The 12184-nt window shown below is 39.5% G+C and carries 13 protein-coding genes; 4 read left to right on the top strand and 9 right to left on the bottom strand.

Annotated features, from left to right (window positions below):
• A partial coding sequence (locus tag PHP90_RS12050) for an RHS repeat-associated core domain-containing protein (RefSeq protein ID WP_299930249.1) occupies positions 1-1311 on the top strand: 1311 nt, incomplete at its 5' end.
• Between the two features lie 8 nt (positions 1312-1319).
• Positions 1320-1889, top strand: a complete 570-nt coding sequence (locus tag PHP90_RS12045; protein ID WP_299930246.1) for a hypothetical protein — start codon at positions 1320-1322, stop codon at positions 1887-1889.
• 8 nt (positions 1890-1897) lie between these two features.
• Here PHP90_RS12045 and PHP90_RS12040 read toward each other — a convergent pair whose 3' ends face one another.
• The 6 genes from PHP90_RS12040 to pgaB all read right to left on the bottom strand — a co-directional run bounded on the left by PHP90_RS12040 (position 1898) and on the right by pgaB (position 6833).
• The gene (locus tag PHP90_RS12040; protein ID WP_299930243.1) at positions 1898-2392 is read right to left on the bottom strand and encodes a histidine phosphatase family protein; all 495 of its coding nucleotides are present in this window, start codon (positions 2390-2392) and stop codon (positions 1898-1900) included.
• A 10-nt stretch (positions 2393-2402) separates the two neighbouring features.
• Positions 2403-2777, bottom strand: coding sequence for a hypothetical protein (locus PHP90_RS12035; protein ID WP_299930240.1), 375 nt, complete (start codon positions 2775-2777; stop codon positions 2403-2405).
• Positions 2778-2887: 110 nt separating this feature from the next.
• Complete coding sequence (locus PHP90_RS12030) at positions 2888-3130, bottom strand: GIY-YIG nuclease family protein (protein WP_299930237.1); 243 nt, start codon at positions 3128-3130, stop codon at positions 2888-2890.
• On the bottom strand, positions 3127-3564 hold the full coding sequence (gene pgaD / locus PHP90_RS12025; protein ID WP_299930234.1) for a poly-beta-1,6-N-acetyl-D-glucosamine biosynthesis protein PgaD: 438 nt from the start codon (positions 3562-3564) through the stop codon (positions 3127-3129). The genes PHP90_RS12030 and pgaD overlap by 4 nt, the downstream gene beginning before the upstream one ends.
• Entirely contained in the window at positions 3564-4856 is a 1293-nt protein-coding gene (gene pgaC / locus PHP90_RS12020) for a poly-beta-1,6-N-acetyl-D-glucosamine synthase (protein ID WP_299930232.1), read from the bottom strand. Before pgaC ends, pgaD begins: the two co-directional genes overlap by 1 nt.
• Before the next feature lie 15 nt (positions 4857-4871).
• On the bottom strand, positions 4872-6833 hold the full coding sequence (pgaB, locus tag PHP90_RS12015; RefSeq protein WP_299930229.1) for a poly-beta-1,6-N-acetyl-D-glucosamine N-deacetylase PgaB: 1962 nt from the start codon (positions 6831-6833) through the stop codon (positions 4872-4874).
• A 342-nt stretch (positions 6834-7175) separates the two neighbouring features.
• On the opposite strand from pgaB, the gene PHP90_RS12010 reads away from it, so the two are divergent.
• Together PHP90_RS12010 and PHP90_RS12005 are read left to right on the top strand one after the other, a co-directional pair.
• Complete coding sequence (locus PHP90_RS12010) at positions 7176-8450, top strand: hypothetical protein (protein ID WP_299930226.1); 1275 nt, start codon at positions 7176-7178, stop codon at positions 8448-8450.
• 267 nt (positions 8451-8717) lie between these two features.
• Entirely contained in the window at positions 8718-9917 is a 1200-nt protein-coding gene (locus PHP90_RS12005; RefSeq protein ID WP_299930223.1) for an OprD family outer membrane porin, read from the top strand.
• Positions 9918-9929: 12 nt separating this feature from the next.
• Here the strand turns inward: PHP90_RS12005 and PHP90_RS12000 are convergent, their stop codons facing one another.
• The 3 genes from PHP90_RS12000 to pedF are packed head-to-tail and all read right to left on the bottom strand — an operon-like array spanning position 9930 to position 11981.
• Positions 9930-10688, bottom strand: a complete 759-nt coding sequence (locus PHP90_RS12000; RefSeq protein WP_299930221.1) for a quinoprotein dehydrogenase-associated SoxYZ-like carrier — start codon at positions 10686-10688, stop codon at positions 9930-9932.
• A gap of 10 nt (positions 10689-10698) precedes the next feature.
• Positions 10699-11565 (bottom strand): transporter substrate-binding domain-containing protein, encoded by an 867-nt coding sequence (locus PHP90_RS11995; RefSeq protein WP_299930219.1) that lies wholly within the window; start codon positions 11563-11565, stop codon positions 10699-10701.
• 2 nt (positions 11566-11567) lie between these two features.
• Entirely contained in the window at positions 11568-11981 is a 414-nt protein-coding gene (gene pedF / locus PHP90_RS11990; RefSeq protein ID WP_299930217.1) for a cytochrome c-550 PedF, read from the bottom strand.
• Between the last annotated feature and the right edge of the window lie 203 nt (positions 11982-12184).

Raw genomic sequence — 12184 nt, 5'->3', positions numbered from 1 at the left:
ACCCTCAGTACCTGGGAACAAGAAAAACTCGATCCGGATGAACGCCACCAATACGAGCAATCGCTAATCCATACCTGCTACTACCACAGAGACCACCAAAACTCTATCCTCTCCCTCACCGACAAAGAGGGAAAGATCATCGAGAGCTACAGCTATGACGCATACGGCAACATCACCCACCACACCAAAACTCTAGAGACCTATAACCCCTACGGCTACACAGGCAGAGAAACAGACACCGACGATCTGTATTACTATCGAGCCAGATATTATGATCCCACCCTCGGACGATTCATCACACCAGACCCGATAGGGTTTGCGGGAGGAGATACGAACTTCTACCGCTATGTCGGGAATGATCCGGTGAACTTTGTGGATCCGAGCGGGTTGTTTGCTTTTTCAGAATACTTGGATTTACTAAATCCAACAAAGAACAATTTTGCATTTTTGGACAGTGATACTTCAGTGGCCCAACCTGCTATCTCAAATTCTAATATTCCGAAAATCAGGACAGCTGCACAGATAGAGAGACATAATAGATATCAAGCAAAAAAACTAGCTCATGCAAAACAAAAAGCCGCAACAAAAGGTGGGGCTTCAAGCACTACGGGCGCAATGGTTAATGGGAATGTAGAGAAAAAAGTGGATGAGAAGTGTAAAGATCAAACGTGGCATGATCCAATTGATAATCCGCAGTTGGCAAAATACAATATAAACGGTGTGAATAGACCTTGGAGTAATACGTTTGGGATGGTTAGGATTCAAAACAATCATCCAAAGAAACATCAGGGTGTAGATTTATTTGCACTTCCAGGGACTCCAGTTTATGCGTGTGTGGACGGAACAATATCGGCATCAATCGCTGGCGTTTCGGGGTATGGAAATGTCATTGTATTAAAAGCAAAATGTCCTGATTTTGTTCGAAGTCGAAAACGAGCGTATAATTTACAATATGCAGAACAAGGTGAAATGGAACATGGACCAAATTTTAATGACCAAGGGCAATTTTATTTTATGTATGCACATTTATTAGAACGAATTGTAGATATGGGAGCACACGTTAAAGCAGGGCAAATTATTGGTAAAATTGGAACAAGCGGATATACTACAAGCAAAGATCCACATTTGCATTTTGAAATTTCAAATATTGGGCAAATTGGTGGGGGCTTAAACAATAAAGTAAATCCGGCATTTTATGTTGGATATAAATTACCAAATGAATTAACGTCTACAGATAGTATATTGCAAAATAATGTTGCAACAAGTCCAATGGATGATCCAAGACATGGTGATCCATCTTTATTAAAATAGGAGAAAACATGTTATTTAAAAAAATTATTATGATATTGATTATTTCTTTTGCATCCCAAGTCTTTGCTTCAGATGTCTTGAACATTAAAGGTATAGAATTAAGTAAAAGTGACATTAATAAGCAAATAAAAAATGGATTTATAATTAGTAATTATAAATTTAAAAACTATTTGATTACAAATAAACAAATTTATAAAAGTAATGCACTTGAAACACAATATGATATTAAAAAAGATCAAAACGAAATTGGAAAAATCATATCAGATAAACTTGCTACAGATCATTACAAAGCAAGAGTATATAATTTATCTGATACGTTATATTTTATTTTTGAGCAAGAAGCTGAATATTCTATGTCATATATTGTCTTTGAAATTTCAAAAAATACTGCAACTAAAATCATTGACAATTCTTATTCTTGCGATAAATATATGCCACCAAAATTAAAAGATACGGCTGACTGTTATCCTGCTGATTTTATAATATATTCTGAAAAAGACGGTGGACTTTACATGAAAGTCGGTTCAACTTATAAGTCGGACATTATCACTCTGAAAAAACCTGCTAATGTGAAATAAACATAAGATTATCTGTGCTGTTTCGGTTTGTCAAAAAAGAGCAATTCGGCTGAGTGATATTCGATATTCTTCCAACTGTCGCCTCTTAACCGCATCGCTACGACACCGCAGGTCGGAATGTTGTCTATATCTGCGTCGCACAGTGCATTGACGCATTCGGTCATCTCTGGATTATGTCCAAAGAGTATGAGGGTTTTGCATGTGTCAGGAACGCTTCGTATAACTGCGAAGACGGTTTCGATATCACTCTCATAGAGAGCAGAATTATACGTGATCGCGTCTTCCGGAAAAGAGAGTTTGTGTGCTATTGCGACAGCGGTAGCTTGGGCTCGTTGTGCCGGGCTGGAGAGGATTAAATCGGGGTGGATATTTTTATGGTAGAGGACTGCCCCCATCATTGGAGCATCTTTCAATCCCCGTGCATTCAATTCTCTGTCAAAATCATGTAAAAAAGGATTGCTCCAGTCAGATTTGGCATGACGGATCAGAATGAGTGTTTTCATAATTGAATCCTTAAATTTTAAAACTCAATCCTAGCTCGTTTAAAAGGGCTTGCTTCTCTTTGATCGGGTTGTCGAAAAAGCGATCTTTGATATCATCTTCCAAAATCGCGATATCGTCGAAAAGCTCTGCATCGTCTTTTTCAGGGAAATAAAGGTTCACTTCGTTCGCTACTGCCTCAAGCATCTCTTCTGAAACCTCTTCGTCATTCAGCAATCCGATACGATTGGTATGTTCGATGGTGGAGAGGGCACGGAGTAGATAAAGCTTTTCGCATCGATCATCATCCGGTTCATTATAGACCCAAGTGTTGATTTGGTTAATCTCGGAACGGTAGAGGATACTTGAATCTTTTATAATTTGTTTTTGTTGTGCGGATAGTGCCACGTTATATCCTCCTGAGATAGTTCAATCATGTTTGTCAAAGTTTAAAAAGGATTGTACACTGTTTTACACACAAATAGGAAACAGTAAGTGTATTCGATAAAAAGAATTGTTTAAATCAGAGCAAGTTTTTGTTGACGGCTCATTTTTTTGATAGCGTGTTCACGTTTTAACGCCATGCTTTTATCACTGCAGGGCTCTTGATATACCACTATGACCGGACGGCGATAGCGGGTATATTTTGCCCCTTTATCGGACGTGTTATGCTCGAGAAGACGTTTTTCCAGATCCGTAGTTATACCGGTATACAATGTATCATCATTGCATTTAAGAATGTAAAGAGTGTAGGGAGTCATTTGTTTGTTATTTGATTTTCCAAACGGATAATATGGCCATGTTCATTATGAAAAACTGTAATCAATTGACTGTTAACACACTGTTGTAACTCTGCATCATTTACATGAAAGTAATTTGAATAATCGCTGGATTCATAGAGTAAATGCTCACTTGGGGCTTGGTGCCGATTTAGCCTTGAAAGGATAAACAGTACTATGGGGGTTCCAATTAGCATATAGAGTGCGTGTTCAAAGGTGACACTATGGATTTCGCCAAAAATCCAATCGGATAACTCTTCTGCAGGTGCACCTAATGTAATGATTCTATAAAATACGTGAAATACAGGTTTCCATAAATAGATAAATCCTATCCATAGTAATACAGTGATTAAATCCCATACTATTCTTTTAGTCTTAGGTAATTCATGGCGTTTATTGATAATTAATTTTTCCATCACTTAACCTTTTTTACTTGTTGATGAGCACCACGGTCTGGACTGACCCATCTGGCACGGCCTTTTTTACCAAACAATACTTTAGGAAGAGCCGTTACAGCCGTAATAAGATTAAACAGCCAGAAGGCAAACGGATACCAAATCATCCAAAAATAGTTTTTACCTAAACCTTCGTCATAATGGCCATCGAGCCATTTGCTGACTCCGAATTGTATCAAACATGCTCCGATGAGGATAATACTGCTCTGATCCGGTAGAATAGGGGAATGATCCGGAGTTAAAAAGGATATTGGCATAAACAAACTAACGAGCCAGACTAAAATCATCAAGACCATACTGTAAGCCCAAATTATACTTAGTAATTGTTCCGTCATGAGCCCCCAAAGATGGGTTTGTCTGTGTGAAAATAAAACTTTAAAGTTTTTTAGCATGACCTGCGCACCGCCCATAGCCCAACGTAATCGTTGTTTCCATAATCCGCTCAACGTTTCCGGCATTAAAATCCATACCAAAGCACGGGGTTCAAAACGTACATCCCAACCGTTGCTTTGCAGCTTCCAGGTGATATCTATATCTTCAGTGAGCATATCCGGGCTCCAATAGCCTATCTCATGTACCGCTGCTTTTCTAAAACCGGTAATGACGCCTGATACGGTGAATAAACGCCCAAAGCTGCGTTGTGCACGTTTGATCATCCCAACGATAGAAGAAAACTCACCGACTTGAATTTTGCCCAACAACGTTGTACGGTTACGTATCCTCGGATTTCCTGTTACAGCGGCGACTTCCGGATAACGGATAAAATGTTTAACCATCCAATACAGACAATATTTATCAATGAGGGCATCTCCGTCAATACCGACTAAATACTCGTATTTTGCCACTAGTGATCCAGCCTGCAACCCTAAAGCTTTACCCTGATTTTCGGCTAGATTAACCACTTTTAATTTTGGGTTTTCTTTTGCCAAATCGAGCAATATTTCTAATGTATTGTCTTTGCTGCCATCGTTGATAGCAATGACTTCAAATTCAGGGTATTCTACATTAAGGGCGTACGTAATCGTTTCGACAGCATTTTGACCTTCGTTATAGCATGGAATCAAAATACTGACTCCAGGCCACTTTTCATCGGCTCTAAGAGGAGGAATAATATGTTTAGAGTAAGGTTTTTCATTTTTAAAATAGAAAAAGATTGCTCCGATAATCCATAAGCTTGACATAAAGAGCGGATAGTAAAAAACATAACCTAATAATGTATGCCATAGTAAATGAATAAAGATAGTAAAAGTCATTAAAAAAGATCCTTCTTAGTTGTTTGGTGCCATTTCAAATGAAGTTAACGAATGCATACGTATCGGTTTTTGTGCAAAATCAGCTTTCATTCTATCGGCATCAGGATTATTGGTGAATACGTTGTCCGGATAATAAGCAATATGATGTACACCCAAGCCGTATAAATATCCTATAGTATCGTGTAATTCTCGAGGTGAAATAGGTTCATTATCCTTTCTCCAGTTGACCGTTTGCAATTCCATTACGGTACGTTCCATCCCACACTGCTCTTGCTTTACATTTTTAACGATACTGTCATAAAACTCTTTTTCATTATCGGCTTGTTCCATATAAGGCATTGCCATGATCGCAGTATAGTCGTATTTTTTGATTGATTGAGCCAAACTTTGTGCATACCATTCTTGAGCGTCTTTATGCAAGGCAACTTGGGCATAGAGATTACGCGCGGTTTTGAGTCCCGGTTGTTCATTTCGTACTATTTGAGCAAGTTGCATTGCAAAATCATCTAAATAGTCTGTTTTGAGTTTAGTCCACTTTTGAAACTGTTTTTTATCACTTCGAATATCACTAACACTTTGTGATAATCCCCACTTTTTATATTGCTGATGAGCAAATTGACTGTCGTCTTCAAAATCTGACAGAGTGACGTCATCATGAAATAAGATACCGTCAATATAGGTCGATTTTGCCAAATCTTCGTAAATCTCTTTAATAACCTTTCGCGCTTTTGGAGAGAATGGGGATAATCTCGGATATCCCATGTTAAGATGGGTCGGATCCACCTGCAACGTCACTACCGTATCGTTGACGGCCGGATTGTTTTTCGGTAATTCCCATGCAATCATCGGCATCCAGGCATAAATACGTTTGACCTGTGTACGTGTAGCGATTTGCCACGCCACACGGTTAAATAAATCGGCACGCATCGGTATATTGCGATTTGGGAAGTAGACGTAGTCTGCGGCACCGTTGGCATCGGGATCGGCAAAAGCCTGCAAATAAACCGTGTTAATACCCAAGTTTTTGATCCGGTCGAGCAATGCACCCAAATTCTTTTCTCTTTGGGCAGGATCCGGATCATAAATATAATCTAAATCGATGTGCGCCGCTTTTGTCGTGCGGTCGTCATCCGCTAAATTTGCATTTCGAGACAGCATATTGTGCTCTAAATCTTTAAGGGTCATTTTTCCCTCAACCAATATGCGTCGAAGTCCCCATAACGGGGTAATACGTGTATTGCTGCCATCATCCAAGGTTAATCCGATAGGCATTCCTAGTTTTTCAGCAATTTTGCGCGCTTCAATATTGTAATGTCCATACGGCCAAACCATAACTCGCGGTTTTTGCCCCGTATATTGTTCTAAATAAATGTTGTTTTCCAATAAGTCATTATAGACACGCTTTTGGTAGCTTTTTTCGTCTTCATACGTTTTGGTGTCATTAAACCATAGGCGAGTCGTAATCGCCGGTTCCATATTTCCCTGTGGATTGCCTTGCAGCCCTTCGTGAGACTGATAACTGTGGCTGGCGACCTCTGCCAGGCCGCTGTGTATCATTAGTCTAATCTCTTTCTGGCTTAAAAACTTGTCACGCGCAATCATCTTTCCGCTGAAATCTACTGTTTTTTTGCCGTTGAGCCAACTGCCGACCAATGCGATTACGAAAGGGATTTTATGTTTTTTTAGAACCGGATACGCATTATCATACACGGATTGATAACCGTCATCAAAGGTAATCAAAACGGCTTTATTAGGGAGCGCTTTTCCATGTTTACGGTAATCAATAATATCATTGATATTGACAAAATGGTAACCGTTTTCGATCAACCAATTCATTTGCTGATCAAAATTGGACGGAGATACTGCATATGTTGAGTCTAATGTTTCACTTTTATCCGCAATTTCATGATAGCTGAGGATGGTAAACTCGTTGACATTTTGATCCCGACTGCATATATTAGGCAATTCATTTGCCATAACAAAACTGCTTGTGATACCTATTAATACCAAAAGTATTTTCACTATTGTTGATTTAACCATGTTCCGGATGCTTTCTTTGTTGTTTATATAATACTAAAACAGTAGATTTACATGTAAATTTCTATTTTGTATAGATAAGAGTATATCCGCTTGAGTGTGAAGTTAGTGTGATGTCGCACTTTCATATATATTCGATCTGTCTGTTGCTTTTATCTATGACGGCTATTTCACCGCTATTTACATTCTATATACTTTCCGGAAGATTCGAATTGTATTAGTAATAACTATATATATAGATATTATTTTTATAATAAAAATCAATAGATATAAGGAGTCGATATGAAAAAAGAAGTAGGGATAAGCCTAGTGGCAGCAGTATTGCTGGGAGTAAATGCATTTGCGATTGAAAATGTAAAAGTAAACGGTGACGCTAAACTTTATTACTATACGGATGATAAAAATCCAGGTGATCTTTTTAGTAAAACGACAAGTGCGGCAGATACGGCACTTCGTCTCGGTGTGAGCGGAGATCTTGCAAAATATATTTCTTTTGGTGTGACAGGGTATGCGATAAGCACCCTTGGACTTGAAAACAATCTTGTAAGCAAAGCATGGTCAAGCGGTCACACTGTTACCAATCCTGCCCGTCCGAATGTTGCTGATGAAGCATGGTTAGGTGAAGCGTGGATTGCCGGAACATATGGTAAAACCACCCTTAAAGCCGGACGGATGCTGCTCGATTCCCCGCTTTCATTTAGTGAAACGTGGTCTATTGCCCCAAATAGCTATGAGGCTGTAGTTTTAATCAATCAAGATATTCCGGATACAACGGTGGTCGGTGTATATGCAGGCCATAGTAATGGTGTAAATTCGGTTGGTTATACAGACGGTTCACTACCTACTCCGAATAATACGTCCGGAAATGGGTTGGACGGCGTTTTGGGTGACGGCGCTAAATTCGGTGTTCATGGAGCGAATGGAGCGAATGTAGCCGGTATTATCAATAACTCGTACAAACCGCTAACAGCGCAAGCATGGTACTGGAATGCTGTTAGCGCTGCGGATGCTTTCTGGCTCCAAGCAGATGTTGATTTCGAAGGTTTGAAATTGGGTGCAGAGTATGCCGAAATTAGTCCGAAAGGTGAATATGCGGGGGTGCATGATTCGCAAGCGTATGCACTCAAAGTAGGGTATGAAGGTATCGAGAATCTCAAACTCTCTGCTGCCTATTCGGATGTGGATAAAAACAGCGTCTTTAAAGTCGCCAACCTTGCGACCAATAATACTGTTGCCGCGCAATCGAAATTGTATACGGAAGCATTTTGGAACTATGGATACGTAGGTGCACCAAATGCGAAAACTGTGAATTTGACAGCTGAATACACTGCATCTATTGCTAAGTTCGGTGCGTATTATACTAATGTAAATAATGCCTATTTTGCTACACTTGCTGCACCGCGTGTCGGAGTCGATATGCAGGAAATTGCGCTATCGGCAACAAAATCTTTCGGTCCCTTGGATACTACGTTAGCTTACGTCTCTACAGACGCGGATGATCAAAATAACGGTTCACAATCCAATTCTCTTCAAATGTATTTGACTCTTAACTTCTAAGAATCGCAATAGAACTTTCATCCTTGCGGGGATGAACCCTCCTTTTTATGAAAAGTTTTGAACCTGTAGTGAAGTTTCGTCGACGTCCATAAGGTGATGATAAAAAGAAGGGAAAAATGTTAGGGTACCTTCGGGTACTCCACGCTTTTTTGTAACGCTCATCAAATAAAAAATAATACTCCTAATTTCTCTCCTAAACAGCTATTTTTGGGCTATTTTCATCCTATATACTTATCCCAAAACAAAGATACGGTTGGGAATATGTAGATGAAAAAAACAGTTGCTTTGAGTTTGGCTACGGTAGCGGTATTAAATGCTTCAAGTATTGAGGATGTATTTGGAGATGGGAAAGTTAGCGGAGAAATCCGTACTGCATACATAAATCAAAATAACAAAGTAGATACGGATACTTACGGAACTTCAGTCGGCGGTATATTGAAATATGAAACGGCTCCTTGGAATGATCTGAAACTTGGAATTGGGGCATATGGTTCCCAAAAACTCAATTTTGCAACCGGAGATTTCGATGAGGGGAGAGCAAATCCTGATTTGTTTGGAAAGGATACACACTCTTTTGCCTATATCGGTGAGGCCTATCTGGATTATAGTATCGATGATGTGACATTACGCGTTGGACGTCAGTTGATCGATATTCCTTTTGCCGATACCGATGATATCCGTATGCATCCCAATAGTTTTGAAGCGGCGATGATAACTTATAAAGGGGTAGAGGAAACAGCTCTTATCGGAGGATATATCTCACGATGGGCCGGATATGACTCCGGAAACGATATTTCAAAATTCAAAAAAATGGCTCCCGGAAGTAACGGTGCGGTAGTAGTCGGCATTAGCAACGAAAGTCTCGATAACATTGAACTGAACGGATGGTATTACGGGATTGATAAACTGAGCGATATATTCTATGGGGATGCAAAGTATACAATGGAATTCGGTGAAGTAGGCAGCTTGGAACTTATAGGACAATTAGCACGGTTCAATGAAAAAAACAACAGTGATGTAGACGGTAATATTTATGGTGTCGGAGTGAATCTTAGTATGGGAATGTTTACTCTCGGTGCAGAGTATAATAAAGCTTTCAATGCTGGGGGAAAACACATAATAAGCGGCTTTGGCAATGGTCCGTATGTTGTAGATACGGAAGAGGTAGATCTGGATGATTTCGAAGACGTCAACGTCTATCAATTCAATGCAGAAGCGGATATGGGAGATATAGATTTAAAAGATGTGACCCTGTTTGCCAGTTATTCAAAGTTCAAAAGTGCCCCGGATAATACGGAAGCGGACGAGATTGATCTCATCGCCAGGTATAAAGTCACTGAAGCACTCAATGCAGAAGTGAATTACGTTGTTGTAAATGACAAAAACAAAAATTTAGGGAATAACGGTACTAACGATTACAATGGTGGCTATAACCGTTTTCTCGTACGTATAAACTATAACTTCTAAAAACACGTACTCTTATTGTGCATCGAGTTTTGTTACGATGCGGTACGTATTGGCATCCGTATCTTCCAACTCAATAGTGTACGAACCGTCACCGGCTGTGGTTTGGAGCAACAGGGTGGGATTTTGACTGATGGCCGCTGTAAGTTCCATACTGCCGATCAACTCTTTATTACTGTAAAGATCAAGATGTTTGATATAAAAAGAGGTTGTTCCAAACATCAAACCGGTTTCCATCGGATGAAAAATAGAAAAGTTTATAGAATAGGTATTCTCATGCCGTAGTGTATGGCTCTTATGCTTACCCTGCAGAAGCGCAAACTTTTTACTCTCTTCGGGAGTATTGGGTGTTGAACATCCTCCACCCGGACTTTTGATATTCGCACTTCCGATGTGCCATAATCCGTTTGCATCTTCTACGAGAACCCGTATCGGTGTCTCCTGTGCAACACGGATGTTAAAAGCAAAAACCGCTTTAAGTTTTAACAATTGGACATCCATAATTTCCGGTATATAGTTCAGATCGGCGAATACAATCATCCGTTTTGCCACTTTGATTTTTGAAGCATCGATTGATACGGGTACCTGAGATGGATTATCGGCAAATTTTGGGACGTTTACCGTTATATTTTCATCGTCAAAACAATACGATTGAGTGTGAAGTGTGTTTTGAATAAGATCGTCAAAAGTGGGTGAATATATGGGATTTTGAGCGTGTGCGCTTACGCTGAGAAGTAGAACAAATAGGGTGCATTTGCACAAAAATGAATACATGCGTTTTCCTTTAAGGGCCGTAAGAGATAGGTTTAGTGTAGGTTACATGAAATTGATCAAATATCGTCTGCAATGTGTTGTCTTGGTAGAGCTTTGTTATGACGTCATCAATATGGTTGCTTAGTTCACGTCCATCTGTTCGGACGGCGATACCCAGGTCCCATTTGGATTTTATTCCTAAAACTTCTTTGGTCATATAATATTTGTCTTGATTTTTTTTGTAATCAAGTAAAAATTCCAACTGTGATTGCAATCCGGCAATGGCATCAATTTTCCCGGCTTGAAAATCTTTGACAGCATCTTGAATTCTGCTATATCGTTTAACGTTCTTACGCAACAAACCTCTGTTTTGCATGGAGAGATGTTTGTCAGGAAGCGTATCTAATTCCACACCGATAGTATGATACGCGAATATCCCCATCGTATTAATCTCTGGTATCGTCTCTTTATGGGTTACAATAACCCATTTTTCTGCATGGTAAGGTGATTTTATGACCACCATATCAGTTCGGAGTGCACCGGTACTGACATCAGTCTCTCGCATATAATTATAATCATAGGGGATTCTCAGCATGACATCTGCGCGGGTTTTATGGACAGGATTTCCTTTCCATACCACATTTCTAAGATCACCATCTATGTCCTCACCTGAATCAGTAAAGTACCATTTTGGTTTGACATTGAGGGATTCTGCAATATGTTTGCCGATCTCCACATCAATCCCTTTGGCTTCACCATCTTCTATATAGGAGTATGGCGGAAAGTCATTGTATACTGCAATGATGATCTCTCCGCTGGCTTGTATATCCTCAATGCTCCGTGCATAAGAGCAAAGAGTCATGAGTAGGATACTGATGATGATCGTTAGAAATTTCATGATTAATGGTCGATTTTAACTGAAAATAAATAGGAACGGATTGCCCACATTCCCTCTTGGCTGATGATCCCTTCGAATTTAGGCATATAAACGTTACCGTTACGTACTGCCCCTCCACGAATCCGCTCCATAAACCATTGATCACCTTCTACTCCCGGATCAAGGTAACGAAGATCCGGTGCAACACCGCCTGATACAACTTCCAGTCCATGACAGCGGGCACAGTTTTCAGCATATGCATGTTTACCGATCTCAATAGCGGTTTCATTTCCGACATACGGATTTGTTTCCAACCAAGCAGTTCCTAATGGTGCTAAACCTTTAGTGTCTACCGGTTGAGGGGTTACGTTTCCGTGACTAAATACTAGTGTTGTTGATAGCAATGCCATCAATCCAAGTGTATGCAATTTCTTCATACTCAACTCCTTTTTTCATTTGTGATTTGGAAATTATAGAGTATGAAAATAGCCTGATAATAGCGCTTTAAAAGAAATTTTTATCGCTATTTTCAAGCTATACATCTGTACTAAAATACAATAGTTTATGAATTAAAATCAGGAGAATAACCGATGAAAATTTTTGTATCACTATTACTTTTTCTTACATTATTATACGGGAG

It is taken from the genome of Sulfuricurvum sp. (assembly GCF_028712165.1).
Lineage (GTDB): Bacteria > Campylobacterota > Campylobacteria > Campylobacterales > Sulfurimonadaceae > Sulfuricurvum.
The sequence above is the reverse complement of the archived record's forward strand: the minus strand, read 5'-3'. Positions and strand labels throughout refer to the sequence as shown.

Excerpts from the sequence above, each read along its gene's own strand:
- PHP90_RS12045 (WP_299930246.1), top strand. The coding sequence starts at position 1,320 with ATGTTATTTAAAAAAATTATTATGATATTGATTATTTCTTTTGCATCC.
- PHP90_RS12010 (WP_299930226.1), top strand. The coding sequence starts at position 7,176 with ATGAAAAAAGAAGTAGGGATAAGCCTAGTGGCAGCAGTATTGCTGGGA.
- PHP90_RS12005 (WP_299930223.1), top strand. The coding sequence starts at position 8,718 with ATGAAAAAAACAGTTGCTTTGAGTTTGGCTACGGTAGCGGTATTAAAT.
- PHP90_RS12030 (WP_299930237.1), bottom strand. The coding sequence starts at position 3,130 with ATGACTCCCTACACTCTTTACATTCTTAAATGCAATGATGATACATTG.
- PHP90_RS11995 (WP_299930219.1), bottom strand. The coding sequence starts at position 11,565 with ATGAAATTTCTAACGATCATCATCAGTATCCTACTCATGACTCTTTGC.
- pedF (WP_299930217.1), bottom strand. The coding sequence starts at position 11,981 with ATGAAGAAATTGCATACACTTGGATTGATGGCATTGCTATCAACAACA.
- pgaB (WP_299930229.1), bottom strand. The coding sequence starts at position 6,833 with ATGGCAAATGAATTGCCTAATATATGCAGTCGGGATCAAAATGTCAAC.
- PHP90_RS12000 (WP_299930221.1), bottom strand. The coding sequence starts at position 10,688 with ATGTATTCATTTTTGTGCAAATGCACCCTATTTGTTCTACTTCTCAGC.
- pgaC (WP_299930232.1), bottom strand. The coding sequence starts at position 4,856 with ATGACTTTTACTATCTTTATTCATTTACTATGGCATACATTATTAGGT.
- pgaD (WP_299930234.1), bottom strand. The coding sequence starts at position 3,564 with ATGGAAAAATTAATTATCAATAAACGCCATGAATTACCTAAGACTAAA.
- PHP90_RS12040 (WP_299930243.1), bottom strand. The coding sequence starts at position 2,392 with ATGAAAACACTCATTCTGATCCGTCATGCCAAATCTGACTGGAGCAAT.